Annotated in this window: 25 protein-coding genes and 4 tRNA genes; 10 read left to right on the plus strand and 19 right to left on the minus strand. The window is 62.2% G+C overall.

What is annotated here, in order from left to right; genetic code table 11:
• Window positions 1–347: 347 nt before the first annotated feature.
• The 8 genes from NPS29_RS09535 to NPS29_RS09570 all read right to left on the minus strand — a co-directional run bounded on the left by NPS29_RS09535 (window position 348) and on the right by NPS29_RS09570 (window position 7,389).
• A complete protein-coding gene (locus tag NPS29_RS09535; protein ID WP_274132209.1) occupies window positions 348–947 on the minus strand; it encodes a nucleotidyltransferase family protein in 600 nt (199 codons plus the stop codon).
• 63 nt (window positions 948–1,010) lie between these two features.
• On the minus strand, window positions 1,011–2,030 hold the full coding sequence (gene murB / locus NPS29_RS09540; protein WP_274132210.1) for a UDP-N-acetylmuramate dehydrogenase: 1,020 nt from the start codon (window positions 2,028–2,030) through the stop codon (window positions 1,011–1,013).
• The gene (gene kdsB / locus NPS29_RS09545) at window positions 2,027–2,791 is read right to left on the minus strand and encodes a 3-deoxy-manno-octulosonate cytidylyltransferase (RefSeq protein ID WP_274132212.1); all 765 of its coding nucleotides are present in this window, start codon (window positions 2,789–2,791) and stop codon (window positions 2,027–2,029) included. The genes murB and kdsB overlap by 4 nt, the downstream gene beginning before the upstream one ends.
• Entirely contained in the window at window positions 2,788–2,973 is a 186-nt protein-coding gene (locus NPS29_RS09550) for a Trm112 family protein (protein ID WP_274132214.1), read from the minus strand. Before NPS29_RS09550 ends, kdsB begins: the two co-directional genes overlap by 4 nt.
• Window positions 2,974–2,990: 17 nt before the next feature.
• Complete coding sequence (gene lpxK, locus NPS29_RS09555) at window positions 2,991–3,986, minus strand: tetraacyldisaccharide 4'-kinase (protein ID WP_274132215.1); 996 nt, start codon at window positions 3,984–3,986, stop codon at window positions 2,991–2,993.
• Entirely contained in the window at window positions 3,986–4,417 is a 432-nt protein-coding gene (locus tag NPS29_RS09560) for an ExbD/TolR family protein (protein ID WP_274132216.1), read from the minus strand. Before NPS29_RS09560 ends, lpxK begins: the two co-directional genes overlap by 1 nt.
• Window positions 4,414–5,088, minus strand: a complete 675-nt coding sequence (locus tag NPS29_RS09565; RefSeq protein ID WP_274132217.1) for a MotA/TolQ/ExbB proton channel family protein — start codon at window positions 5,086–5,088, stop codon at window positions 4,414–4,416. Before NPS29_RS09565 ends, NPS29_RS09560 begins: the two co-directional genes overlap by 4 nt.
• 84 nt (window positions 5,089–5,172) lie before the next feature.
• Window positions 5,173–7,389, minus strand: coding sequence for a DNA internalization-related competence protein ComEC/Rec2 (locus NPS29_RS09570; protein ID WP_274132218.1), 2,217 nt, complete (start codon window positions 7,387–7,389; stop codon window positions 5,173–5,175).
• Between the two features lie 154 nt (window positions 7,390–7,543).
• On the opposite strand from NPS29_RS09570, the gene NPS29_RS09575 reads away from it, so the two are divergent.
• On the plus strand, window positions 7,544–8,062 hold the full coding sequence (locus NPS29_RS09575) for a DUF2062 domain-containing protein (protein ID WP_274132219.1): 519 nt from the start codon (window positions 7,544–7,546) through the stop codon (window positions 8,060–8,062).
• 119 nt (window positions 8,063–8,181) lie between these two features.
• Here the strand turns inward: NPS29_RS09575 and NPS29_RS09580 are convergent, their stop codons facing one another.
• The 3 genes from NPS29_RS09580 to NPS29_RS09590 all read right to left on the minus strand — a co-directional run bounded on the left by NPS29_RS09580 (window position 8,182) and on the right by NPS29_RS09590 (window position 10,683).
• The gene (locus NPS29_RS09580) at window positions 8,182–8,961 is read right to left on the minus strand and encodes an ABC transporter permease (protein WP_274132220.1); all 780 of its coding nucleotides are present in this window, start codon (window positions 8,959–8,961) and stop codon (window positions 8,182–8,184) included.
• Window positions 8,958–9,890 (minus strand): ABC transporter ATP-binding protein, encoded by a 933-nt coding sequence (locus NPS29_RS09585; RefSeq protein WP_274132221.1) that lies wholly within the window; start codon window positions 9,888–9,890, stop codon window positions 8,958–8,960. Before NPS29_RS09585 ends, NPS29_RS09580 begins: the two co-directional genes overlap by 4 nt.
• Before the next feature lie 169 nt (window positions 9,891–10,059).
• On the minus strand, window positions 10,060–10,683 hold the full coding sequence (locus NPS29_RS09590) for a glutathione S-transferase family protein (RefSeq protein ID WP_274132222.1): 624 nt from the start codon (window positions 10,681–10,683) through the stop codon (window positions 10,060–10,062).
• Window positions 10,684–10,907: 224 nt separating this feature from the next.
• On the opposite strand from NPS29_RS09590, the gene NPS29_RS09595 reads away from it, so the two are divergent.
• The 4 genes from NPS29_RS09595 to NPS29_RS09610 all read left to right on the plus strand — a co-directional run bounded on the left by NPS29_RS09595 (window position 10,908) and on the right by NPS29_RS09610 (window position 15,594).
• A complete protein-coding gene (locus NPS29_RS09595; RefSeq protein WP_274132223.1) occupies window positions 10,908–13,352 on the plus strand; it encodes an acyl-CoA dehydrogenase in 2,445 nt (814 codons plus the stop codon).
• A 204-nt stretch (window positions 13,353–13,556) separates the two neighbouring features.
• On the plus strand, window positions 13,557–13,760 hold the full coding sequence (locus tag NPS29_RS09600) for a hypothetical protein (RefSeq protein WP_274132224.1): 204 nt from the start codon (window positions 13,557–13,559) through the stop codon (window positions 13,758–13,760).
• Between the two features lie 100 nt (window positions 13,761–13,860).
• A complete protein-coding gene (locus NPS29_RS09605) occupies window positions 13,861–14,271 on the plus strand; it encodes a PA2817 family protein (protein ID WP_274132225.1) in 411 nt (136 codons plus the stop codon).
• 234 nt (window positions 14,272–14,505) lie between these two features.
• Entirely contained in the window at window positions 14,506–15,594 is a 1,089-nt protein-coding gene (locus NPS29_RS09610) for an LLM class flavin-dependent oxidoreductase (protein ID WP_274132226.1), read from the plus strand.
• Between the two features lie 121 nt (window positions 15,595–15,715).
• Here NPS29_RS09610 and NPS29_RS09615 read toward each other — a convergent pair whose 3' ends face one another.
• Window positions 15,716–16,621 carry a LysR family transcriptional regulator gene (locus tag NPS29_RS09615; RefSeq protein ID WP_274132227.1) on the minus strand — a complete coding sequence of 302 codons (906 nt, stop codon included), beginning with the start codon at window positions 16,619–16,621 and terminating at the stop codon, window positions 15,716–15,718.
• Window positions 16,622–16,810: 189 nt separating this feature from the next.
• Here NPS29_RS09615 and NPS29_RS09620 point away from each other — a divergent pair, with 189 nt between their 5' ends.
• The 3 genes from NPS29_RS09620 (at window position 16,811) to NPS29_RS09630 (ending at window position 20,272) form a co-directional block, all read left to right on the plus strand.
• Window positions 16,811–17,416 (plus strand): cysteine dioxygenase, encoded by a 606-nt coding sequence (locus NPS29_RS09620; protein WP_274132228.1) that lies wholly within the window; start codon window positions 16,811–16,813, stop codon window positions 17,414–17,416.
• The gene (locus NPS29_RS09625) at window positions 17,413–18,996 is read left to right on the plus strand and encodes a rhodanese-related sulfurtransferase (RefSeq protein WP_274132334.1); all 1,584 of its coding nucleotides are present in this window, start codon (window positions 17,413–17,415) and stop codon (window positions 18,994–18,996) included. Before NPS29_RS09620 ends, NPS29_RS09625 begins: the two co-directional genes overlap by 4 nt.
• A gap of 283 nt (window positions 18,997–19,279) precedes the next feature.
• A complete protein-coding gene (locus NPS29_RS09630; RefSeq protein WP_274132229.1) occupies window positions 19,280–20,272 on the plus strand; it encodes an ABC transporter substrate-binding protein in 993 nt (330 codons plus the stop codon).
• Between the two features lie 106 nt (window positions 20,273–20,378).
• On the opposite strand, the gene NPS29_RS09635 is transcribed toward NPS29_RS09630, so the two are convergent.
• From NPS29_RS09635 to NPS29_RS09650, 4 genes are all read right to left on the minus strand, one after another.
• Window positions 20,379–20,454: transfer RNA gene (locus NPS29_RS09635), tRNA-Gly, on the minus strand.
• Window positions 20,455–20,458: 4 nt separating this feature from the next.
• Window positions 20,459–20,534, minus strand: a tRNA-Glu gene (locus NPS29_RS09640).
• 103 nt (window positions 20,535–20,637) lie between these two features.
• Window positions 20,638–20,713 (minus strand) — tRNA-Gly (locus tag NPS29_RS09645).
• A gap of 2 nt (window positions 20,714–20,715) precedes the next feature.
• Window positions 20,716–20,791: transfer RNA gene (locus tag NPS29_RS09650), tRNA-Glu, on the minus strand.
• 265 nt (window positions 20,792–21,056) lie between these two features.
• Here NPS29_RS09650 and NPS29_RS09655 point away from each other — a divergent pair.
• Window positions 21,057–21,830, plus strand: coding sequence for a hypothetical protein (locus NPS29_RS09655; protein ID WP_274132230.1), 774 nt, complete (start codon window positions 21,057–21,059; stop codon window positions 21,828–21,830).
• A gap of 116 nt (window positions 21,831–21,946) precedes the next feature.
• On the opposite strand, the gene NPS29_RS09660 is transcribed toward NPS29_RS09655, so the two are convergent.
• Window positions 21,947–22,429, minus strand: a complete 483-nt coding sequence (locus NPS29_RS09660; protein WP_274132231.1) for a GAF domain-containing protein — start codon at window positions 22,427–22,429, stop codon at window positions 21,947–21,949.
• A complete protein-coding gene (locus tag NPS29_RS09665; RefSeq protein ID WP_274132232.1) occupies window positions 22,426–23,319 on the minus strand; it encodes an ATP-binding protein in 894 nt (297 codons plus the stop codon). The genes NPS29_RS09660 and NPS29_RS09665 overlap by 4 nt, the downstream gene beginning before the upstream one ends.
• Window positions 23,320–23,405: 86 nt before the next feature.
• Between NPS29_RS09665 and NPS29_RS09670 the strand changes: the two genes are divergently transcribed.
• The gene (locus NPS29_RS09670; protein WP_274132233.1) at window positions 23,406–25,727 is read left to right on the plus strand and encodes a hybrid sensor histidine kinase/response regulator; all 2,322 of its coding nucleotides are present in this window, start codon (window positions 23,406–23,408) and stop codon (window positions 25,725–25,727) included.
• A 159-nt stretch (window positions 25,728–25,886) separates the two neighbouring features.
• Here the strand turns inward: NPS29_RS09670 and NPS29_RS09675 are convergent, their stop codons facing one another.
• Complete coding sequence (locus NPS29_RS09675; RefSeq protein ID WP_274132234.1) at window positions 25,887–26,372, minus strand: glutathione peroxidase; 486 nt, start codon at window positions 26,370–26,372, stop codon at window positions 25,887–25,889.
• Window positions 26,373–26,430 lie beyond the last annotated feature (58 nt).

Here is a 26,430-nt window from a genome sequence, read left to right on the forward strand (position 1 = left end):
ACTGCGCAAGCAGCTGGGGCTTTTTTATGCCCGGGATTTGGTGGCACATCCGCCAATCCACCATCGTCTGACCCGCCCAATCGCGAGCAAGCTCACTCCTACAGGATCTGCACCAGACGAAAGAACACCACCGCCCTGTAGGAGCGCGCTTGCCCGCGATGACGGGGGTACACCCGACACATCTCCATCGCCGGACACGGCCCCGTCGCGGGCAAGCGCGCTCCTACACCCGCAGAGTACATCCGACACATCTTCATCGCCTGACACGGCCCTGTCGCGGGCACATCCACTCATCTTCATCGCCTGCACGGCCAATCGCGGGCAAGCGCGCTCCTACGAAGTGTGCGTCAAGGCTTTTCTCTGAACACCAGCGCCGAAGGCACGTCCACATCCCACAGAGCACCTGGGTCATTCAGCTCCAGCTCGATTACCCCGGCGGCCTCGAACAGGCGTCTGGCGCCCTTCTCCCCGGCTAGCCCCATCAGTGCAGGTCCAAACTCTCGACCAAACCCCACGGGGTGCCCGTACCGCCCATCATGGACAGGCACACTGATCCCCCCCGGCTCCAGAGAGGCAGCCACCTTTTCGAGGGTATCCGGATGAATGAATGGCATGTCGCCCAGGGCGATGAGCCAACCGCGATGGTTCGGCTGCGCCGCTACCGCAGCAGCGATGCTGTCGCCCATGCCTGATGAATCCAGCACCACCACCTCACAGCCATGGCGCAGGCCGATCTCTGCCACACAGGAATAATCGGGACGGGTCAGCAACACGATCTTGTCGACCGTTGCGCTCAGATTGAACAGCACATGCTCCAGGACGCAGCGCTCGACGCCATCACGCCCCGTGCATTGCGCAAGGAGCTTGTTGCGATGCTCGCCGGCCACCTGCCGATAGCGGCTGCCCTGCCCGGCGGCAAGGACGATGGCGCACAGGGTCTGGTTCATGGCGCTTACTCATGGATGGCCGATGAGGTCGTAAAAGCAAAAGCCGGGCCTGAACGCCCAACCTCAGTAGAGGTTAGGCTCCATTTCCAGCGAAACACCAAAGCGTTCAAGAATATCGGCCTGGATGCGCTGCGCCAGCTTCAGTAACTCAAGCCCGGTGGCAGCGCCGTAGTTCACCAGTACCAGCGACTGCAAGGCGTGAACACCGGCATCTCCCTCGCGAAAGCCCTTCCAGCCGGCTTGCTCGATGAGCCAGCCAGCAGCAAGCTTCACTTGCCCGTCGGCCTGTGGATAAGCCACCAGCCCCGGATGTTCCTGTTTGATGCGCGCCGCCAGTTCAGCAGGAACCACAGGATTCTTGAAGAAACTGCCGGCATTGCCCAGCACGGCGGGATCCGGCAACTTCTCGCTGCGAATTGCGCAGATCGCACGGCTGACGTGGATCGGCGTCGGCTGCTCGATGCCCTGCTCCTGCAGACGCTGGCGCACTGGGCCGTAATCCAGATGCAGCGTCGCAGCAAAGCTCAGCTTGAACCGGACCCGCAGAATCAGCCAGCGCCCCACCTGATGCTTGAACACGCTGTCGCGATAGCCAAAGGCGCAGTCCTGCAACGCAAACTCGCGCAACTCGCCAGTCTGACGGTCCAGCGCGACCAGACTGTGGAAAACATCCTTGATTTCGACGCCATAAGCGCCGATGTTCTGCATCGGTGCAGCGCCGACCGTGCCGGGAATCAGGCTGAGGTTTTCAAGCCCCGACAATCCGCGCGCCAGCATATCCTGCACGAAGGGATGCCAGGGTTCGCCTGCCTCGGCCTCGACAATCGCCCCTCCACAGTCTTCGTGGGTGATGCGAATCCCGCGGCTGGCCATGCGCAGCACCAGCGCATCGATGTCGCCGGTCAGCAGCAGGTTGCTGCCGCCGCCGACCACCAGCACTTCGACGTTCTTTTCAGAGGCCCAGGCCAGCGCATCACGCACGTCGCTGTCGTTGTGAGCTTCGACGAACCAGCGCGCCTTGACCTCAACGCCAAAGGTGTTGAACGGCTTGAGAGAAACATCCGATTGCACGTGCAACATCAAACCTCCAGCAGACGGCGCACGCGTTCCAGATCCTCGGCAGTGTCCACACCGGCGGGCGGTGCTTCCAGCGCGTCGGCAACGTGGATACGCACGCCATGCCACAAGGCGCGCAACTGCTCCAGGTTCTCGGTGTTTTCCAGCCAGCACGGGCCCCAGCTGACGAAGTCATGCAGGAAACCGGCGCGGTAGGCATAGATGCCGATGTGACGACGGTACGGCACGCCTTCAGGCAATTCGTCGCGGCTCTTGGCCAGGGCATCACGCGCCCATGGCAGCGGCGCGCGGCTGAAGGTCAGGGCCAGGCCATTGAGGTCGGAACTGACCTTGACCACGTTGGGATTGAACAGCGCGGCCACGTCATCGATAGGCTCGGCCAGGGTCGACATGCGCGCCTCGGTGTGCGCCGCCAGGTTATCAGCGACCTGGTCGATCACTGCAGGCGGGATCATAGGCTCGTCGCCCTGAACGTTGACCACGATGGCATCGTTGGCCAGCCCCAGCAACGAAGCCACTTCAGCCAGGCGGTCGGTGCCGGAGTTGTGGTCGTCGCGGGTCATCAGGACCTCGGCGCCGAATGCCTGGCAGGCCTCGACGATGCGCTGATCGTCGGTGGCCACGACTACGCGCTGGGCGCTGCTCTTGCGCGCCTGTTCCCAGACGTGCTGGATCATCGGCTTGCCGGCGATGGTTTTCAGCGGCTTGCCGGGGAAACGGCTGGAGCCGTAACGCGCCGGGATGACAACGGTAAACGCTGCGGTCATTTGTCCAGACGCTCGTCGGTGGTCAGGGTGCGGGCTTCGCTTTCCAGCATGACAGGAATGCCGTCGCGGATCGGGAACGCAAGGCCTGCGCCCTTGCTGATGAGCTCGGTCTTGTCGGCGCTGAGCTTGAGCGGACCCTTGCAGACCGGGCAGGCGAGGATGTCGAGCAATTTGGTGTCCATAGGAGATCCTGAACGAGTCATGGAAGAAGGCGGTTTAACTGGGAATCGAACCAACTGACGAACGCTGCGGAGGGCACGGCCTCTACCGCCAGGTACCACCAGTTGGCCGCCGCAAAGGATGAACACTTCACGGCGTCTTTTTCGGTCATGACCAACGGCAGGTCCGGCGTGAACGCCAGCGCCTGCGGGCTGAAAACGGCATGATCGGCGAATGCATGGGGAACAGGCCGCCAGTGTAGCCCTTCGAGGGTGTTGAAGAAACGCTGGGGGTTACCGATACCGGCGACCGCGTGCAGCGCCTGGCCGGCCGGGAAATAGTCCACAGGCTGGCGCTCGCCGGTCAGCAGGTTGACCAGTGCCGACGGCTGCAGCTTGAAGGCGTAGCCATCGTCGCGGTCCTCGCTGGCGCCGTTGTACAGCAGCGCATCGACGCTCTGCAGACGCTCCACCGGCTCACGCAAGGGACCAGCAGGCAGGCAGCGGCGATTGCCCAGGCCACGGGCGGCGTCGATCAGCACCAGTTCAAGGTCCCGGGCCAGGCGATAATGCTGCAGGCCGTCGTCGGTGAGGATCAGGTCCAGCGGCTCCTGTGCCAGCAGGCCACGGACCGCTTGTGCGCGATCCGGGTCGATCATCAGCGGCACGCCGGTGCGCTTGACGATCAGCAGCGGCTCGTCCCCGACCTGATCGGCGCTGTGCTGCGCCAATACCCGCCACGGCAGGCTCGGCGGCCTGGCACCGTAGCCACGGCTGACCACGCCCACCCGCAACCCGCGACGGCGGCAGTAATCGATCATCCACAGGATCAGCGGCGTCTTGCCCGTACCGCCCACCGTGATATTGCCCACCACGATTACCGGTACCGGCGCCTTGTAGATGTCGCCCTGCCCCGCCACGAACCGCGCGCGCTTGCCGTTGACCACCCGGCGATACAGGCATTCCAGCGGACGCAGCAAGGCCAGGGCCGGATGGCCGTTGTACCAGGCATCGAGCAAGCGGTCGGTCAGTGCCATCAGTTACCCGAGGCGGCCTCGACAGTGGTCATGCGCAGATGGGCGAAGCCCATTTTCCCGGCAGCGTCCATGGCAGTGATGACGGCCTGGTGCGGGGTCTTGCCGTCGGCGCTGATGGAAAGCGGCAGGCTGGTGTCGCCCCCGGATTCCTTCTGCAGGGCATCGATCAACGTGTCCAGCTTGCTGTCGACCAGCAGGGTGTTGTTCACCGAATAGACGCCATCGGCATTGATGGTGATGTCGACGTGCTTCTTGTCGACATCGTCGGCCGAGGCGCCGGTCACGGCCTGGGGCAGATCCACGCGCAACTGGGTTTCGCGGGTGAATGTGGTGGTGACCACGAAGAACAGCAGCAGGATGAACACCACGTCGATCAGCGACACCAGGTTGATGTCGATGGTCTCCCGGGGTTTGCGACGGCGGAATTTCACTTCTTGCGACCCTCGCCACGGGCTGCGGCCTTGAGGTCTGGCTGGGCGTCGGTCAGGTCGACGTCACGGTCGCCCTGCACCACTTCCACCAGCTTGATGGCTTCCTGCTCCATGCCGACGACCAGCTCATCGACCCGGTTTTGCAGGTAACGATGGAAGAAAATCGCAGGAATCGCCACGGTCAGGCCCGAAGCGGTGCAGATCAGCGCCTTGGCGATACCGCCGGCGAGCATGCCTGCGTTGCCGGTCATGCCGGTGGCAGTGAACGAACTGAAGATGTCGATCATGCCGAGCACGGTGCCCAGCAGCCCCAGCAGCGGCGCCATCGCGGCGATGGTACCCAGGGTTGCCAGATAGCGTTCCAGATCATGAATGACCCGGGCGGCGGCTTCCTCGATGCACTCTTTCATGATCTCGCGACCATGCCGGGAGTTGGCCAGGCCTGCCGCCAGGATTTCACCCAGCGGCGAGTCGGCGCGCAGCTCCTTGAGCTTGTCGCTGCTCAGTTGTTTGTCCTGGATCCAGCGCCACACCTGACCGAGCAGATGCGGTGGCGTAATGCGGCTGGCGCGCAGGGTCCACAGGCGCTCGATGATGATCCCGACGGCGGCGATGGAACTCAAAATGATCGGTAGCATCATCCAGCCACCAGATTTGACCAGCTCCCACACAGCGACCACCCCCTGAAAAAAAGTGGCGGTACTCTAACATAGCGTCGCAGCCTCACCGAACCCGGCGACGAAAAACCAGCCATTTCATTCACGCCAGAAGTGACGCGTCCTACGCTCGGCCCGGGCGTCCCCGAACTCGCCTAATTGCAAGGTGATGGCACCCAGCTCGGCACTGTCGTGAATCTGCATGCCCAGTCGCTGATAGCGTGCCATCACCAGCGGGTGTGGATGACCAAAGGTGTTGTTGCGTCCACGGGAAATCAACACAGCGCGAGGCCCCACGGCCCGCAGGAACGCCTGGGACGAAGAACTGCGGCTGCCGTGATGGGGCGATTGCAGCCAGTCGGCCCTGACATCAAACCCCTGGGCCAGCATGGCGCGTTCGGCGTGCACATCGATGTCGCCGGTCAGCAGCAGCCGTTCGCCGTTGGCTTCGACCCGCAGCACGCAGGAGGCAGGGTTGCTCTCTTTCGCCTGACTCCAGACCCAGGTGGTGAACGTCACTTCGTCCCAGGTCCATGTCTCGCCATCCCGGCAGGCGTCGCCGCGCAGTGAGCGGGGCATGCGCTGATGGTCACCGGCCAGGACTCTGGTCACCGGCAGCGCGCGCACGATGGCCTGGGCACCGCCGATGTGGTCCAGATGGGCATGACTGAGCAGCATCATGTCCAGTTGCCTGACTGCCGCCCGGCGGATCGCGGGAAGCACCACCCGCTCGCCGATATCGACATCCCCGACCCTGGGCCCCGCGTCATACAGCAAGCTGTGCCCCTTAGTGCGCAGCAGGATTGCCAGGCCCTGCCCCACGTCCAGTTGCATCACTTCGACGCGGCCGGGCGCCAGGCTCTTCTGCGGCGCGAACACACACAGCAACAACATGGGCCAACCCAGCGGGCGCATTGGCAAGCCTCTGGGCAGCAACAGCAGGAACGCGCCCAGCAGGCTCAGCGGCCAGACCCAAGGCGGTACGGCCGGGCCGGTCCAGGCAGGCTGCAGGTCCGCCGCCCAGCCCAGAAAAGCGAACAGCCACTCCATCGAGCCGCCTGCCAGCCAGAGCAATCCCTGGCCAATCGGCTCAAGCCCGAGAAGAAGTGTGCCGAACAGCGCCAGCGGCAGGATGAAAACGCTGACCCAGGGCACTGCCACCAGATTGACCAGCGGACCGCTCAGGCTCACCGGAAGATTCAACGCCAGCAACGCAGGCAGCAACCCCAGGGCAATCAGCCACTGTGCCCGCGACCAGCTCTGCAGCCAGCTCCAGCCTCCCAGGCGACCACCGAAAATCAGCATGAGGATCGCCACCGCCGCGAACGAAAGCCACAGCCCCGGCCGCAGGCTGCTAAGCGGTTCGGCGATCAACACCAGATTCAAGGCGATCAGAAAAGGCCAGGTCATGCCCAGATGCCGGAAGCGCAGCCGCCACAACAGCACCAGCCCGAGCATCACGCAGGCGCGCTGCACCGGCACCTCGAAACCCGCCAGCAAGCCATAGGCCAGCGCCCCGCCGAACGCCAGGCCGCACGCCGAGGGCAGCCACGGCACAAAGCGCGGCCACAGGCCCAGGCGTGCGAGGCCCGCTACCAGTGCATAAAGCAACCCGGCCAGCAGCCCGATGTGGGTGCCGGAAATCACCAGCAGATGAACTGTCCCGGTGTCCTGCAAGGCTTTCCAGTCGGCGGCGCTCAGCCCGGAATCGTCCCCCAGCACCAGTGCCGCCAGCGCGCCTTCACGCCCCTGTGCGTCAACCGCCAGCAAGCGCTGACGAACGCCATCGCGCCAGGAAGGAGCAGCCGCCTGAAGCAACTGCCCGTCGATCACCGTCCCGGTTGCGCCCACACGCTGCGCCAGCAGCCAGGCCTCGTAGTCGAACGCACCCGGATTGACCAGGCCCGCCGGACGCTTGAGCTTGACCGCCAGCCGCCAGCGCTCGCCTGAACCCACCGCAGGGCCGTTGTACCAGGCGACGCGGATGCGTTGCGGCAGCGCCGTACGCCGGGACTGCGGGCTGTCGATCTGAAACCGCACCACGCCGTCCACGGCACCCGGGAGGCCCACTACCTTGCCCTCCAGCCACAAGGTCTGGCCATCGAGGCGCGCGGGCAGCCGATCATCCAGCGCGGACTTGGCCGACACACAGGCCCACGTCAGCCCGAACAGAAACAACGCCAGCGGGTAGGTGCGAAACGGCAGCAGCATCAACCCCAGCACCGGCATGACCAGCAGCAACCAGACCGGCGGTAATTCCGGCAGAAAGCGCAGGGTCAACAGCCCCAGCGCAAGCGCCACCATCCCTGTGCGCATAAGGCTTTCCTTGCAGACGTATGAAAGACACCCCCATGGCTTAGCCCACTGGACAGCGAGCGCTTTTTATTAATTGTCACAAAGTCTGAATTTGCATCGGTCACCATCCATGCATACTTGCCCGCACTTTTCCGTCCAGCCGCCGGATTACCGAATGCCACGTCACTTGATCAAACGCTACATGCCCGATCCGCACAGCATCCGGGAACACAAGTCCTTACGTTTTCTCGGGCGCCTGCTGCACGATCCGAACCTCTGGCACCTGAACCGGCACTCCGTGGCTCGTGCCATGGGCATCGGTCTGTTCGCCGCGCTGATGCCCATGCCGCTGCAGATGTTGCTGGCCGCCTTTCTGGCTGTCTGGGTACGGGCCAACATGCCGATTGCCGTCAGCCTGTGCTGGCTGACCAACCCCCTGACCATGCCGCCGGTGTTCTACTGCACCTACAAGATCGGCGCGCTGCTGATGGGCCTGCCGCCGCGCAGTTTTCCGGACGAAATGAGCTGGGAATGGATCAGCGGCCAGCTGTCGACGCTGTGGCAGCCGTTCTTGCTGGGATCTGTGGTGGCGGGGATCGTGCTGGGGCTGGTGGGGTACTTCGGGACGATGGGGTATTGGCGTTGGTGGGTGGGACGGCAGTGGAAAGCGCGTCAGCACAAACGCAGCTCTTGAAACTCAAGGCAATCCACTGTGGGAGCGGGCTCGCCCGCGAATCGGGCCCGACCGGCACAACGAATGTGTCGAATGGACCTATTCGCGGGCGAGCCCGCTCCCACAGGGTTGGCAGATAGCTATTGCCGCATCCCGCGCCCACTCACCAGCAGGCGAGCGCAGCCCAGGTACAGCACGATGGTCGCCACGACCATGAACGCCAGGGCGATGCTGATCTTGATGTCCGACACACCCAGGATCCCGAAGCGGAAGGCGTTGACCATGTGCAGCACAGGGTTGGCCAGGGACACTGTCTGCCAGAACGGCGGCAGCAGGTTGATCGAGTAGAACACACCGCCCAGGTACGTCAGCGGGGTCAGGACGAAGGTCGGGATGATCGAGATATCGTCGAAGTTACGTGCGAAGACAGCGTTGATGAAACCCAGCAGCGAGAAGATCGTTGCGGTCAGCAGCACCACGACGATGGTCACGCCCAGATGGTGCACCTGCAGGTCAGTGAAGAACATCGACAGAATGGTGACGATGACACCCACCATCAACCCGCGCAGCATCCCGCCCAGGGTGAAGCCGATCAGAATCGTGTGCGGCGACACCGGGGACACCATCAGCTCTTCCACCGAGCGCTGGAACTTGGCGCCGAAGAAGCTGGACACCACGTTGCCATAGGAGTTGGTGATCACCGACATCATGATCAGGCCCGGCACGATGTACTGCATGTAGGTGAAGCCACCCATGTCGCCGATCTGCCGCCCGATCAGGTTGCCGAAGATCACGAAGTACAGAACCATGGTGATCGCAGGCGGCAGCAGGGTCTGCGGCCAGATGCGCATGAAGCGACGCACTTCCCGGTAGACGATGGTGTTCATGGCGATCAGGTTGGGGCGCAGCTCCGAACTCATACCGCCACCTTCGACAGATTCTTCTCGACCAGCCCCACGAACAGCTCCTCAAGGCGATTGGTTTTATTGCGCAGGCTCAGCACCTGAACGTTTTGCAGGGCCAGTTGACCGAACAGCGCGGTAATGCCGATGGTCTTGTCCACCTGCACTTCAAGAGTATGGTTATCCACCAGACGCGACGGATAGCCGGCAAGTAGCGGCGCAACGGCCATCGGATCCTTGAGGTCCAGCAGGAAAGTCTCGACGTGCAGCTTGTTGAGCAGCGTCTTCATCCCGGTGTTTTCGATGATGGTGCCGTGGTCGATGATGCCGATGTTGCGGCACAGCTGCTCAGCCTCCTCCAGATAGTGGGTGGTGAGGATGATGGTGATGCCCTTCTCGTTGAGCTCGGTGAGGAAGGTCCACATCGAACGGCGCAGTTCGATGTCCACGCCCGCAGTCGGCTCATCAAGGATCAACAGGCGCGGCTCGTGAATCAGCGCGCGGGCGATCATCAAACGGCGTTTCATGCCGCCGGAAAGTGACCGCGACGGCACTGCGCGCTTGTCCCACAGCCCGAGCTGGGTCAGGTACTGCTCGGCGCGCTCCTTGGCGATCTTCGGCGGAATGCCGTAGTAACCGGCCTGGGTCACCACGATGTCGAAGGTCTTCTCGAACTGGTTGAAGTTGAACTCCTGGGGCACTACGCCAATCGAGCGCTTGAGTTGCGCCGGATTGCGGTCCAGGTCGTTGCCGAAGATGTTCACCGTGCCGGTGGTCTTGTTGACCAGGGTCGAGATGATGCCGATGGTGGTGGATTTGCCGGCACCGTTAGGGCCGAGCAATGCGAAGAAATCACCCTCGGCAACGTCCAGATCGATGCCCTTGAGGGCCTGGAATCCATTGCCGTAGGTCTTGGTTAGCTGCCGGATGGACAGAGCTGAACTCATGACTGAAAACACACCAATAAAAGGAAAAGGGAAAAGAGGACTGATACAAAACGACCGCCACTGAAACATTCCGTTGCAAACGCGGCCCGGATAGCCATGGTGCTTGCCGAGGCCGCGCAAGTACAGCGAGTTCTATTGATAGTAGATATTAATTCAACGCGGCGGGCGTTCAGGTCAGCGGCGTCATGACCGCCGTGCGATAGGCTTCACGCTGCTGCAAGCGCTCGTACCAGGCTTTGAGGTGAGGCAGCTCGCTACGTTCAATCGGCATTTCCAGCCAGGCGTAGATAAAGCTGCCCAGCGGGATGTCGCCCATGCCGAATTCATTGCCCGAGAGGTACGGCTGGCTCGCCAGGGTCTTGTCGACGATGCGCAGCAGATTTTCGACCGTCGCCCTGGCGGCGTTGATCTGGTTCCAGTCCTGTTGCTCGGCCGGGGTGCGCAGCACGCCCCAGAACACGGTGCGGAAAGGGCCGGCGAAAGTCGAGGTGGTCCAGTCCATCCATTTATCGGCCTGGGCCCGGGCTTTGGGGTCGGCAGGATAAAGCGCCGCATCGGCACCGTACTGCGCCGCCAGGTAGCGCACGATGGCGTTGGATTCCCACAGCACGAAGTCGCCGTCTTCGATCATCGGCACCACGCCGTTGGGGTTCTTTGCCAGGTACTCAGGCTGATCGTTGAGGCCGAACGCGCCGCCCGCGTTGATCGACTCGTATTGGAGCCCCAGTTCCTGCGCGATCCACAACGCCTTGCGAACGTTGGACGAATTCTTGCGACCCCAGATCTTCAGCATCTTTTTATTCTCCTGCGTACGGTGACAATGAATTAGTGGCATATGCCTGTGGGCAGGCAGTCTACCCGACCGCAGGGCCAAGGGGGTATTAGAGCCACACCCTCACGCGCATCGGCCACGGTTCGAACTCCCATGGCAGGCAGGGGTCACTATCGATGCGCAGGGCAGAGCCTTGTCTGCGTGCTCGATGGCGCCTGTTTCGCCGTCTTTATGGAGGGATTCCTATGCTGTTGTTGTGGATCGTGGTTCTGGTGATCGGCGTGGCCTGGCTGGCCCATCGGCGCGTCGCGCCCTTCCCCGCCCTTGGAATTGTGGCGGTTTACCTGCTGGTGATGGGGGCGCTCAGCCATGCCCATGGCTGGATGATAGTCCCTTGGGCGTTGTGGCTGGCAGTGGCCTTGCCGCTGGCGCTGCCGGACCTGCGCCGCAAGTATTTCAGCGCGCCGATGTTCGCCTGGTTCCAGAAAGTGTTGCCGCCTATGTCAGAAACCGAGCGTGATGCCATCGACGCTGGCACGGTTTGGTGGGACGGCGAACTGTTCAGTGGCCGCCCGGACTGGAACACCCTGCTCAGCTATCCGAAAAGTCAGTTGACCGAAGAAGAACAGGCGTTTATCGATGGCCCGACCAACGAGCTGTGCGCCATGGTCAGCGACTGGGAAATCGGCCAGGCGATGGACCTGCCGCCCGAAGCCTGGGCGCACATCAAGACCCACGGCTTCTTTGCCCTGATTATCCCCAAGGAGTACGGCGGCAAAGGTTTCTCGGCCTACGCCCACTCGCAGGTGGCGATGAAGCTGGCGACCCGCAGCGGCGATCTGGCGTCCACTGTCATGGTGCCCAATTCCCTTGGGCCAGCGGAACTGCTGCTGCATTACGGGACTGACGAGCAGCGCAATCACTACCTGCCGCGCCTGGCCCGTGGCGATGACATTCCCTGCTTTGCCTTGACCGGCCCGCTGGCAGGCTCCGACGCAGGCGCCATGCCCGACACCGGGATCATCTGCAAAGGCCAGTGGCAGGGCGAAGAAGTGATTGGCCTGCGCCTGAACTGGGAAAAGCGCTACATCACCCTCGGGCCCGTCGCCACCCTGCTGGGCCTTGCGTTCAAGGCCTACGACCCTGAACACCTGCTGGGTGAGGAAGAAGATCTGGGCATCAGCCTGGCGCTGATCCCCACCGACACGCCGGGCGTGGAAATCGGTCGTCGTCACCTGCCGCTGGGCGCCGCGTTCATGAACGGGCCCAACTCCGGCAAGGACGTTTTCATCCCGCTGGAGTATCTGATTGGCGGCCAGGACATGCTCGGCAAAGGCTGGATGATGCTGATGAATTGTCTGTCAGTAGGCCGTTCGATTTCCCTGCCTGCTGTAGGCACCGGCGCGGCCAAGCACGCGAGCCTGGTCACCGGCCAGTACACGCAGATCCGCGAGCAGTTCAACGTGCCACTGGCGGCGTTCGAAGGGATTCAGGAAGCCCTGGCGCGCATCGGCGGCAATGCCTGGCTGATGGACAGCGCGCGGATGCTGACCGCCAATGCCGTGGACCTGGGCGAAAAACCGTCGGTGCTGTCGGCGATACTCAAGTACCACCTGACCGAACGCGGCCGCGAGTGCATCACCCACGCCATGGACGTGCACGGCGGCAAGGCCATCATCATGGGGCCGAACAATTACCTCGGCCGCGCATGGCAAGGTGCGCCGATCTTCATCACGGTGGAAGGCGCGAACATCCTGTCGCGCAACCTGATGATCTTCGGTCAGGGCGCGATCCGTTGCCATCCATTCGTGCTCAAGGAAATGGCCCTGGCCGGACGTGAAGATCACGACCAGGCCGTGGTCGAATTCGATGACCTGCTGCTGCAACACATCGGGTTCGCCGTGCGCAACGCCGCCAGCACCCTGGTGCTGAACCTGGGCTTCGGGCATTTTGAAAACCAGCCGGGGGACCGCCTGAGCCAGGGCTACTTCCGCGCGCTGAATCGTCAGGCTGCGGCCTTCGCCATGCTTGCCGACCTGTCGATGATGCTGCTGGGCGGCGAACTGAAACGCCGCGAGCGTCTGTCGGCGCGGTTGGGTGATGTGCTGAGCCACATGTACCTGGCCTCGGCGGCCCTCAAGCGCTACCACGACCTGGACTACCCCGAAGCGCTGGCGCCGCTTTTGCGCTGGTCGATGGAAGAGGCGCTTGGCGAATCGGAACGCGCACTGGATGAGTTGCTCAGCAACTTCCCGAACCGGATTCTGGGCGGGATGCTGCGGGTGATCGTGTTCCCGTTTGGCCGCCGCCACAAAGGCCCGTCCGATGCACTGGATGCCGAGGTCGCGCAGATCATCGGCCGCGCCAAGGGCGATCCGGCGCTGGAGTCGGTGCTGGCCGGCTGTTACCGCCCCACCGCCGAAGACGATCCGGTCGGTGCCCTGCAACACGCGGCGGACCGCCTGCACGAAGCCAAGCCGCTGCATGTTCGGCTGCATCAGGCGCTCAAAGGTGGGCAGGTGAAACCCGCTGCCGGCGAGCATGTGGTCGATGCCGCACTCAATGCCGGGGTGCTGCAGGTGGCCGAAGCCGAGAAACTGCGCGCCGCCGAAACTGCGCGGCGCAAGGTGATTGACGTAAATGATTTCGACAAGGAGCAGTTGACCGCGTCCGAAGGCAAAATCCGCTGAATCAGTAATGAAAACGCGCACCTGTAGGAGTGAGCTTGCTCGCGATAGCGGTACATCAGACACACATCTGGCAGCCGATGAAACCTATCGCGAGCAAGCTCACTCCTACAGGGCTAGCGCATGAAATACCGCTCTAGCCTGCACATCCCCCAACATTGTCCTACACTCCCCGGTAACAACAAGAAAACACCAAGGGGACGCATCATGATCGATCAACGCATGACTCATCGCTGCCTGCTTGCTGAAATCGCCTCGGGGGAGGACCTTCACAGCGGCAAACCCACCCAGACCCTGCAAACCCTGTTACTCATCGGCTTCGTGACACGCCAGCCCAGCCCTGACAACACCTTCTCCCACATCGCCCTGACCGAAGCCGGGCACCGATACCTGGCCGGCCTCTGGCACTGAACCCGCACGCCTTGCACGACCGCAGGTCCTCGGCGGACTATCGGCAGGCCTTGGGGAGATCTATACTCCCGCGCCTGTTTTTGTCTCTGAGGACCTCATCATGGCCAACGCCAATCTCGACCACACTCTGAACCTGCTGACGCACCTGCGCGGCATCCTGGTCGCGCTGGGTGAAGCAGAACAGGTTCCCGAAGAAAGCCATGACCTGTTCCTGGAGCGTTATGACGAACTGATGGCCCTGCTGCCTGTGGAGCCGATCGAAAGCCAGTACCTGGGCCAGGACCTGCTCTGCCAGGTGATCCAGCGCTATCCGCAAATCGCCCATCTGGTGCCCCGCGACCTTTTGTGGTTCTTCGGCGGCGACTGCCTGCACTTCATGCCCGACGAAGAAATCGACATGTACACCGCCCTCGAAGAGCGCCGTTTCGAGGCTGAAGAAAACGAAGAACCGTTCGATTGGGAACAGGAAAAGCAGTTGCTGGCCCTGGGACAGGACGGCCCGCGCCACTGATATCGACACGCAGGTAGCAATCCGGCTTGCCGGCGTCGGCGTATCTGGGATCGCTGACGCCGGCAAGCCGTGCTGCTACAGTTTTGTAATATAAGCATTTCAAGTAAATGCATTATTTTTATAATTAGCTTAGCGCCAAATCGAATTTCACAGCTTGCGCCCATCCCCTTATGTTGCTGACTAGCGCTGGCGCCTACTCCTGCGCCCGGTCTTTCAACAACACAAGGAATTGTCATGAGCGTCGAATTCATCGGCTATATCGCCACGCAACCCGGCTCGGAAATCCACCCACGCAGCGGTCAGACGATTCAGCCTGAATATGTCGAAAAGGTCGCTCGCGCCCACGAGGAAGCGGGCTTCGATCGCGCATTGGTCGCCTACCACTCCAACAGCCCGGACAGCGCGTTCGTTGCATCCTACGCCGCCAGCGTCACGAAAAAGCTGAAGTTCCTCGTCGCTCACCGCCCAGGCTTCATCTCCCCCACCGTCGCCGCCCGGCAATTCACCACGCTGGATGTGTTCAACGGTGGGCGCACGGCGGTGCATATCATTACCGGGGGTGACGATCAGGAGCTGCGCGCCGACGGCAGTTTCATCGGCAAGGACGAGCGCTATGCACGCACCGATGAATACCTGAGCGTGGTGCGCAAGGAATGGACTGAAGAAAAGCCCTTCGACCACCACGGCACCTATTACCAGTTCGAAGGCGCCCATTCGCTGGTCAAGTCGCCACAACAGCCGCATATCCCGCTGTACTTCGGCGGTGCTTCACAGGCGGCCATCGAAGTCGCGGGCAAGCATGCCGATGTCTATGCATTGTGGGGTGAGACCTACGAGCAGGTCAGGGATATCGTCAAACAGGTGCGTGCCGAAGCCGCGAAGCACGGGCGTACGGTACGTTTCAGTTTGTCATTGCGGCCGATTCTGGCAGAGACCGAGGAAAAGGCCTGGGCCCGCGCCGACAGTATTCTGGAGCGAGCCAAGGCATTGGCGCAGGCCAGCGGATTCGAGCGCCGGGAGCCAGCCAACGAAGGCTCGAAACGCCTGCTGCAAGCGGCCGCGCAGGGTGCGCGCCTGGACAAGCGCCTGTGGACCGGAATTGCGGGTCTTCTGGGCGCCAAGGGCAACTCGACTGCACTGGTTGGCACTGCCGAACAGGTGGCCGACGCGCTGCTCGATTACTACGACCTGGGGATAACCACCTTCCTGATCCGCGGTTTCGACCCGCTGGACGATGCCATCGATTACGGCAGGAAACTGATCCCGCTGACCCGCGAGCTGGTGGCCCGGCGCGAACGGGAGAAGCGCGAAAAAGTTGCCTGAGGATTTTCGGGTGTACTTTTCGTAGCAGCACGGCTTGCCGGCGGGGGCGGCCTCAAGATCGCCCCCGCCGGCATCGGAACGCCGCCCGGCCGTGCTGCTACGGGAGCAGGGAGGCAACTGATTACGCTGCTTCCCGCCCCTGCCTCAACGCATCCGCCACCAGGCGCCCGAAGGACGCCACCGGCGCCTGCAGGTTGCCCAGGAACCTTGGGTAGATCAGCCACAAATCCATCACCGGTTTGAAATCCTTGAGCGGCAGCACCGCCAGGGATTCCCGGTGGGCGCTGCGCTCAAGCAAAGGTCGCGGTACCAGTCCAAGGCCCATGCCGTCAGCCACCAGCCCCAACTGCAATTCAGTGCCGAAGGTCTCAAGATTGACCTTCAGGCTCAACCCCTGATCGGCCAGGGTACGCTGCAGCCCCGCGCGGAAACCGCAACCATCCGGATTGAGCACAAAGCCCTGGTCATAACAGTCGGCCAGCTTGACCGGCTTTTTCGGTACACGGTCCGCAGCACAAACCACCACCAGCTCCATTTTGCCAATGGACTCGCCAATGATGCCTTCCGGAAAAATCTTGCCCGCGGGAAACAGCGCTGCCGCCGCATCAATCTCGCCATTCTCGATCTTGCTCACCAAGTGGCTGCCCCAGCCCGTCGATACCTGGGCACGCAGCTCCGGGAATTGCCCGCGCAGCTGTTTCAGCGCGTCGAGCAGCACCACATCGCCGATGGTCTGCGGCACGCCCAGGCGCAGAAGGCCGCTGGGCGGGGTATCGTTGGCCACCAGTTCACGCAGCGAGTCCATTTCCCGCAGGATGGCCAGACACTTCTGATACACCTGTGTGCCCATAGGCGTCGGCTTGAGCGGTTTGGTGTTGCGGTCGAACAGCTCGACCCCCAGCGCCTGCTCAAAATTTTGCACTCGCCGGGTGATCGCCGGCTGAGTCAGCGCCAGGGATTCGGCTGCATGGCTGATCGACTGACAGCGAATCACCGCTACGAAGGCATCGATATCATCAATTTTCATTCGAAAGACACATATAAAAAAGGCAGGAGATAGGCAAAAAGCATAATTCCAATTGCCGCCCGTGGATAGCCCATCCACCTTCCTTGCGGTTATCAAATGCTTTTTCGTTATAACCTAATCATTAATAAATAGCATATTAAACGCCGGCATTATGCTTATATTGTCGCAATCCTTTGATGCGGAGCCGACATGCCTACCTCCCGACACCCCGAACGACTCCGGGCCTTCATCGCCGCACTGGCTGAACTGGTGGACAGTCACCCCCACGAAACCGACCTGCTGCATCGTGGCGGCAAGCTGCTGGGCCAACTGGTCAGGCACGACGACTGGCTACCGGACGAGTTCGCCATACCCGACCCCACCCGTTATCAGCAATTCCTGCTGCATGCCGACTCCCGGCAGCGCTTTTCGATTGTCAGTTTTGTCTGGGGGCCGGGTCAGAGCACGCCCATTCACGATCACCGCGTCTGGGGCCTGATCGGCATGTTGCGCGGCGCCGAGTTCTCCCAGGGGTTCGCCCGCACCACCGACGGCCGGCTTGAGAAGGAAGGCCCGGCCATTCGCCTGGACCCCGGGCACGTCGAAGCCCTGTCACCGCGCAGCAACGATATCCATCAGGTCAGCAACGCCTTCGCCGACCAGGTGTCGATCAGCATCCACGTCTACGGCGCCAACATCGGCGCGGTCAAACGTGCCGTCTATCAAGCTGACGGCAGCGAAAAACTGTTCATCTCCGGCTATTCCAACGCCTTTCTCCCCAACATTTGGGACCTGTCCAAAGAGAACCAGAACTGATGACTCAAAGCACTCGATCCTACAGCGATATCCGAAATGCCCTGCTCGCTCGCCAGGAAGTGGCGTTGGTGGATGTGCGCGAGGAAGCGCCCTTCGCCGAGGCGCACCCGCTGTTCGCCGCCAATATCCCCCTGTCGAAGCTGGAACTGGAAGTGTTCTCCCGCATCCCGCGCCGTGACACGCAAATCACTGTCTACGACAACGGCGAAGGCCTGGTCCAGCCAGCCCTCGCCCGCCTGGCAGCGCTTGGCTACACCAACGCCAAAGCCCTCGAAGGCGGCTTGCAAGGCTGGCGCGAGGCCGGCGGTGAGCTGTTCATCGACGTCAACGTGCCGAGCAAGTCCTTTGGCGAGCTGGTGGAACATCATCGCCACACCCCGTCCCTGGCTGCCGAGGAAGTCAAAGCCCTGCTCGACAGCAAGGCTGATGTGGTGGTGCTCGATGCCCGCCGATTCGATGAATACCAGACCATGAGCATACCCACCGGCGTCAGCGTGCCCGGTGCCGAACTGGTGCTGCGCGCCCGCGAGCTGGCGCCGGATCCCAAGACCCGGATCATCGTCAACTGCGCCGGGCGCACCCGCAGCATCATCGGCACCCAGTCACTGGTGAATGCCGGGCTGCCCAACCCCATCTCCGCCCTGCGCAACGGCACCATCGGCTGGCTGCTGGCTGGCCAGACCCTGGATCACGGCCAGGCACAGCGCTTTGGCGCAGTCAGCGAGCAGACCCAACAAGCCGCCCAGGCCGATGCGCGCAAAGTGGCCGACACGGCGAAAGTGAAACGCGGCATCCGCGCTGATCTGGACACCTGGCAGGCCGAGACGACGCGCACCACCTACCTGTTCGATGTGCGCACTCCGGAAGAATTCGAAGCGGGCCACCTGCCGGGCGCGCGCTCGACGCCGGGTGGCCAGTTGGTGCAGGAAACCGATCACTACGCCAGTGTGCGTGGCGCCCGGATCGTGCTGGTGGATGACGATGGCGTACGCGCCAACATGTCGGCCTCGTGGCTGGCGCAAATGGGCTGGGAAGTCTTCGTGCTGGACGGCCTCAAGCCCCAGGACTTCAAGGAAAAAGGCGCCTGGAATGCACCGATCCCGACCCCGTGGCAGGTCGAAGAGATCAGCCCCGACACCCTGCGCCAGTGGCAGCAACAGGGCGGCGTCGCGGTGCTGGATTTCACCGCCAGCGCCAATTACGTGAAACAGCACATCCCCGGCGCCTGGTGGACACTGCGCGCCAACCTTTCAAGCGCCCTGCAGAAGATCCCCGCCGCCGAACGCTACGTGCTGACCTGCGGCAGCAGCAAGCTGGCGCGCCTGGTGGTGCCGGAAGTCGAGGCCCTGACCGGCAAGCCAGTGTTTCTGCTGGGCGGCGGCACAGCCAGTTGGGTCGCGGCAGGTTTCGAGCTGGAAACCGGCGACAGCCACCTCGCCTCCCCGCGCATCGACCGCTACCGTCGCCCTTATGAAGGCACCGACGCCCCCCGCGAAGCGATGCAGGCGTATCTGGACTGGGAGTTCGGCCTGGTGGAGCAACTGGCTCGTGACGGCACCCATGGTTTCTACGTGATCTGACCGCCTCGGCCCCTGTAGGAGTGAGCTTGCTCGCGATGACGCTTTGTCTGTGACGCATGTGTTGACTGACACACCGCTATCGCGAGCAAGCTCACTCCTACAGGATTGGTGCAAGGCAAAATAATCAGCGCGCGCTGTAGGAGCGCGCTTGCCCGCGACGGCGATGGCTCATCCCCCACATTTCCACCGCCTTAAATCGCCCCACCGCGGGCATTCACCCATTCGATGGCCGACCCCTTCTCCAGGCGGAGGCCGCTCTCGCATTCAAGCCTGGAGATCCCCCATGAACATCCCTCTCACCCGCCTCCTGTCTGCCGCATTACTGCTGTTGGCCGTCAATCAATCTGCCCAGGCTGCCGAAGCCCTGGAGCCACTGCTCGTCGCCAACCAGAAATCGGCGCTCAAAGTCCTGCTCCAGGCCTCGGGCGAACTGAAGGACGTGCCTTACGAAATCAAATTCTCCGAATTCCCGTCGGCCTCGCCCTTGGGTGAAGCCCTGAATGCCGGGGCCGTAGACGTCGGCGCCCTGGGCGATGCGCCTTATGTGTTTGCACTGGGCGCCGGTGCTTCGTTGAAAGTCATCAGCATCACCCATGTCAGTGGCCGCTACACCACGGCCCTGATCGTGCGCAACGACTCTTCCATCAAGAGCGTGGCCGACCTCAAGGGCAAGCGCATCGTCACCGGACGCGGCTCGATCGGGCACTACCTGGCCATCCGCGCGCTGAACGAGGCCGGCCTTCAATCCAGCGATGTCAGCTTCGTGTATCTGCTGCCCAGCGAGTCCCGGCTGATCCTGGACAATGGCAACGCCGACGCCTGGGCCACCTGGGCGCCCTACACCACCGTGGCCACCCAGAGTGGCGCACGTATCCTGCCCAACGGCCCGGACCTTTTGACCAATCACTCCTACCTCGCCGCCACCAGCAAGGCCATCACCGAAAAACGCGCTCAACTGGATGACTTCGTCGTGCGCCTGGATCGCGCCTATCGCTGGGTCAACACTCACCCTGCCGAGTACGCCGCCGCCCAGGCCAAAGTCACCGGCCTACCGGTTGAAGTGCACCTGGCCACCGCCAGGGAAACCACCATGGAGCGCGTGAGCATTGATGACGGCGTGATCAAGGGCCTGCAAAACACCGCCGACATTTATCAGCGCGAAGGCATTCTGAACAAACATGTCGATGTGTCGCAGGGATTTGATCCGGACTTCAACGCCATTCGACTGGCTGCCGAACAGGCGGCACTGAAAAAGGATACGCAGGCGGCCCGCTGATTCGCAGAGATGCTGCGCGGCAGGTTCGCGCAGCCATATAAAGGAAGGAACTAAAAAACGCGCACAAACAAAAACGCCGCTCTATTGAGCGGCGTTCTTGTGAATTTGGAGCGGGAAACGAGACTCGAACTCGCGACCCCGACCTTGGCAAGGTCGTGCTCTACCAACTGAGCTATTCCCGCAATATGGCGTCCCCTAGGGGACTCGAACCCCTGTTACCGCCGTGAAAGGGCGGTGTCCTAGGCCACTAGACGAAGGGGACACTGCCTGAAACACCATGGTGTAGTGTTTCAGTTCCAGAAATACACCCGAAGATGCTTCCTGGTTTCACTCAGCTCCGCCCGAAGGCCAAGCTGCTTAAAAATTGGAGCGGGAAACGAGACTCGAACTCGCGACCCCGACCTTGGCAAGGTCGTGCTCTACCAACTGAGCTATTCCCGCTTTGGCGTCCCCTAGGGGACTCGAACCCCTGTTACCGCCGTGAAAGGGCGGTGTCCTAGGCCACTAGACGAAGGGGACACACTACAACATTCACTCCCTGCTGCGCTTCGCTGTGTGCTTTACGCTGCAAGTGGCGCGCATTCTATGGATGGTTGGAGAGGTCGTCAACCCCCCAATGAAAATTTATTCAAATCAATGACTTCGCCCTCTATTTAGGTAATGGGTGGCCGATACAGGGATCAGGCGGATGTATCTCTATATAGACATCCCGACCACCACCCTTCCAGTGCTAGTGCATAGCCACTACACTCGGCGCACATTTACCCGGATTGAGGCTTGTACGGTGACACCACTCATTATCACCCTGATGGTTGTAACAGGCATCGTACTCTTGATCGCCGTCGGCTATCTGAACCACGTCGCAGAGGCGAAGAAGGTCGAGCGCGCGCGCACGCTGGTCGAGCTCAACGATCGCCTGCGTCGCTGCTGCGAATTGTCCGAGACCTTCCCCGGGCAATTGATGAGCCCGGCGCTCAAGCTGTTGCTGGTGCGTCTGGAGCTGAACGTCGTCAAACGGCTGATCGCGCTGGAAAGAAGAAACAACCCTGGCATCCAGGAACGCGAAACCGAACTCGAAGCGCTGGTGGCCCAGGGCGACAACATCAAGGTGGACAACCCGGCCAGCCCCATCCAGACCGAAGCCAAGGCCAAGGATGTGCGCTTTCTGCTCGAAGCAATGCATGGTCAGGTGACGCGCGCCGCCCACGACGGTTTCCTGCAGACCGCTGAAGCCAAGCACTGGATTCGCGAGATTCGCAACATGCTGGTGCTGCTGCACATTGAGTTCTTCAATAACCTGGGCACCCAGGCACTGAATCAGGATCAGCCGGGGCAAGCGCGGCTGGCGTTCGAGCGTGGCGTGCAATACCTGAAGAACCAGGCCGAGCCGGCACCGTGGAAAACCCACCTGCAGGCCATGGAGCGTCAGTTGGCGCGGGCCAACGCCATGGTGCTGGACACCATCGCCCCAACCGAAGACGACCACAACGAGCTGACCGAAGGCCTGAAAGCCGACGAATCGGATGCGCAGTGGAAGAAGAAAGCCATCTACGATTGACGTTGATCCTGTAGCAGCACGGCTTGCCGGCGGGGGCGGTGTGTCAGACGGTATATTCGTCACAGACACACCGCTCCCGCCGGCAAGCCGTGCTGCTACGGTTTAAAGCTGAGGCCTCAGCAGTCAGTCAGACGCAGGAAAATCTGCACCAGCGCTTCGATACCCACCTGATCCGCCTCGCTGAAACGCGCCAGGCTCGGGCTGTCCAGGTCCAGCACGCCAATCAGGCGCCCTTCCTTGACCAACGGCACCACCAACTCACTGTTGGACGCGCTGTCGCAGGCGATGTGCCCCGGGAATTCATGCACGTCCAGCACGCGCTGGGTTTCACGGCTTTGTGCCGCAGCCCCGCACACGCCCTTGCCAAACGGAATCCGCACGCAGGCGATCTGGCCCTGGAACGGCCCCAGCACCAGCTCTTCGTTGCGGTTCAGATAAAAGCCGGCCCAGTTGAGGTCGTCCAGCTGGGTGTAAAGAAACGCCGAGAATTGCGCGGCATTGGCGATGAAATCGCGCTCGTCCGCAAGCAAGGACTCAAGCTGTGCGGCCAGCAGGCGGTAGCCGTCGAGACCCTGGCCTGCTGCACTCAAATCGATCATGGATGTTGCTCCAGCATTTTCAAACCAACCCAATAACGGGCGAACTGATAGGCGCAGCGGCCATTGCGGTTGCCACGACCGGTCGCCCAGCGCACGGCCAGGATGTCCAGTTCATGGTCCCGCTGCCACGAGAGCCCGGCCTTGGCCGCCAGTTCGCCAATCCAGTGTTCCACCACGTCCAGGAAATGTTCCTGGGTGAATGGATAGAAAGACAGCCACAAACCGAAACGATCAGACAGGGCAATCTTGTCCTCGACCGCTTCGCTTGGATGAATTTCGCCGTCATCGCCCCGTTGCCAATGGGCGTTGTCGCTCTCCTTCTCCGGCACCAGGTGGCGGCGGTTGGAGGTGGCGTACAGCAGGACGTTGTCCGGCGCCTGCTCCAGCGAGCCATCGAGCACGCTCTTGAGCACGCGGTAGTCGCCTTCGCCGGAATCGAACGACAGGTCATCGCAGAACAGCACGAAACGCTGCGGCAGCTTTTGCAGTTGCTCGACCACCCGCGGCAGGTCCCCCAGATGATCGCGTTCGATCTCGATCAGGCGCAGGCCGGCCTTGGCATGCTCGGCGAGCAGCGCACGTACCAGCGACGATTTGCCAGTGCCGCGCGAGCCCCAGAGCAGCGCGTGGTTGGCCGGCAGCCCGTCGATGAATTGCTGGGTGTTGCGCCCCAGTTGAGCGCGCTGCTGGTCAACGCCGATCAGGTCCGACAGGCGCATGTCCAGGGTCACGTCCAGCGGCAGCAGATAGCCGCTGCGGCCCTCGCGCACCCAGCGCGCCGCCAGTGCCTTGTCCCAGTCCACTGGCTCGCGCACGGCAGGCAGCAGAGGTTCGAGTCGCGCCAGAACCGATTCGGCGCGTTCCAGGAATGCGTTCAACCTAGAATCCACGATGTCTCCTTGATTTAACTGGTTAAAGCCGGTCTGCGATCGGCTATGCTTTGCCCGCGAAGGACCCAGGAAGTGACAGCGCCCTTATGGAAATACCGATCACCCACCGGCTATCGTTCAAACAGGCCCGTTTGACCGTTCTGATCGGCTTCCTGCTGGGAACCCTGCTCAGCTTTGTTCAGATTGCCATCGATTATGCCAGCGAAGACGCCTCGATCGATCGTGAAATTCGCTCCCTGCTGCAAATCAGTCACAACCCCGCCTCGCGCATCGCCTACAACATCGACGCTGAACTGGCCCAGGAGCTGACCCTGGGGCTGCTGCATTCGCCTGCGGTGGTCAGCGCGCGCCTGACCGATAACAACAATGTGCTGCTGGCCGCAGTGTCTCGCCCGCTGGCCGAAAGCCGCTACCGGATGCTCAGCGACAGCCTGTTCGGCAAGAGCCGGCAGTTCGAGGACGTGTTGCATCTGGACCACATGCCCAAGGAGGCCATCGGCACGCTGTTTCTGGAAGTGGACACTTTCGCGTTCGGCAGCCACTTCCTGCAACGGGCGGAAATCACCCTGCTCAACGGCTTCGTGCGCAGCCTGGTGCTGACCTGCATTCTCATGGGGCTGTTCTACCTGACGCTGACCAAGCCGTTGACCGGGATCATCCGCGCCCTGGCCAGCCGCGATTCGCGCAGCCCCAAGCAGGCCCCGCTGCCCTGCCCGCCCGGTCATGAAAACGACGAGATCGGTGTGCTGATCCACGTCGCCAACCAGCAGTTCGACCATGTCGCCAGCGAATTCGGCAGGCGCCTGGAAGCGGAAAACCGCCTGACCGACCACCTCAACGAACTTGAAGACATCGTCGAGGCGCGCACTCAGGAACTCAAATCCAGCAACACGCGGCTGAGCCAGTCCAACGAAGAACTGGAGATTGCCCGCAGCACCGCACTGGACATGGCCAATGCCCGCTCGGCCTTTCTGGCGCACATGAGCCACGAGATCCGCACCCCGCTCAACGGCCTGCTGGGCATGCTCGCGCTGTCGCTCGACGGCCCTCTGAGTGCCGAACAACGCCAGCAACTGTCGATCGCCCATGACTCGGGCAAAGTGCTGGTGGAGTTGCTCAACGATATCCTCGACCTGTCGAAATTCGATGCAGGCCAACTGGAGCTCGAACGCATTCCGTTTGACCTGGGCACCTTGATCGAAGACACGGCCAACCTGCTGTCACAGAACGCCGCGCCAAAAGTGGAGCTGACCTGCCTGATCGATCCGCATTTCCCGGCGTTGGTGCTGGGCGACCCGACGCGGGTGCGGCAGATCGTCAGCAACCTGCTGTCCAACGCGCTCAAGTTCACCCAGGTCGGGCGCGTGGACGTGCGCCTCACCCAGCAGGCGGACAAGGTGCGGATCGAAGTCTGCGACACCGGCATCGGCATCGCCCAGGACGCTCAGGCCAGGATCTTCCAGCCCTTCACCCAGGCCGAGGCCGCGATCACTCGCCAGTACGGCGGCACGGGGCTGGGCCTGAGCCTGACGCACAACCTGTGCGAAGCGATGAACGGGCAACTGCGCATCGAATCTACCCCTGGGGTCGGCAGCCGCTTCTATGTTGACCTGCCCCTGCCCGCCCACACGCCGGCACCGCATTGGCCTGCGATGAAAGGCCGGGTGGTGGTGGTGAGCACGCCGGGCAGTGGCCTGGTGGAGTTGCTCAGCGGCCTGCTGCCGGAATGGGGCATCGAGTATCAGCATTTTTCGGCCAACGCGCCCCAGCCGCAGATCGAGCCCGACCTGCTGATTACCGACTGCCCCGAATGCCTGATCGGCATCCGCCCCGCCACCCGCATTCCGATCCTGCTGGTGACCGCTTACGGCAACTTCATGCCCGGCGAGCAGGTGCAGGCGATGGCGCCGCTGCAGCAGCAGGCGCGGCCGCTGTCGCGCAGTGTCCTGCATCGGGCGCTGGGCCGGGTGCTGGGGATCGAAGGCCAACAGCCGAGTGCGCGCCTGGCCAGCAGCCAGTCGGCGTCGTATCGCGCGCGGATTCTGCTGGTAGAGGACAACCCGGTGAACCAGCTCGTCGCCAAGGGCATGCTGGGCAAGCTGGGGTGTGAAGTGGTGGTCAGCAGCCATGGCGGTGAGGCGTTGCAGCAGCTTGAGCGCGGCCAGTTCGACCTGGTGCTGATGGACTGCAACATGCCGGTGATGGACGGGTATGAAGCCACCCGGCAGATTCGCCAGAGCGAGAAATGGCCAGACCTGCCGGTGATCGCCCTCACCGCCAATGCCATGCCCGAAGAACGCGAGCATTGCAAAACCGCCGGCATGAACGATTACCTGGCCAAGCCGTTCCATCGCGAAGAGCTTATCGCCATTCTCGACCAGTGGATCCCGGTCACGCAGGATCACTGACCGGCGCCCTCAAGATCGCCCCCGCCGGCAAGCCGTGCTGCTACGGGGGCGTGGGCGTATGCGAGATTGGGGTATGAACGCTGACTCGTAGCAGTCCGGCTCGCCGGCGTGGCGGCCTCATGATCGACGACGCCGGCAAGCCGGACCGCTACGGGGCGTTTACTTAAGGAGGGCCTTGATATCGGACTCAAGGTCTTCGGGCTTGGTCAACGGCGCGTAGCGCTTGACCAACTGGCCGTTGCGGCCGATGAGGAATTTGGTGAAATTCCATTTGATCCGCTCCGAGCCCAGCAACCCCGGCGCCTGTTTCTTCAATTGCACGAACAACGGATGGGCGGCGCTGCCGTTGACATCGATCTTCTTGAACAGCGGAAAGCTCACCCCGTAGTTCAGCTCGCAGAACTCGGAAATTGCACCTTCATTACCTGGCTCCTGCTTGCCGAACTGGTTGCAGGGAAACCCCAGCACCACCAGCCCCTGGTCGCGATAACGCTGCCACAGCTCTTCAAGCCCCTTGTACTGCGGGGTGAAGCCGCACTTGCTCGCGGTATTGACCACCAGCACCGCCTTGCCTGCGTAATCGGCGAGGGTCTTTTGCTCGCCCTTGATCGTCTGCACCGGGATGTTCAGCAAATTGTCGCTCATGACGATGCCTCGAAAGTTAAACCGCCAAGTTAGCGCGCCACTGATTGGCGCGCTATCG

This window comes from Pseudomonas putida, assembly GCF_028682175.1.
Lineage (GTDB): Bacteria > Pseudomonadota > Gammaproteobacteria > Pseudomonadales > Pseudomonadaceae > Aquipseudomonas > Aquipseudomonas putida_AD.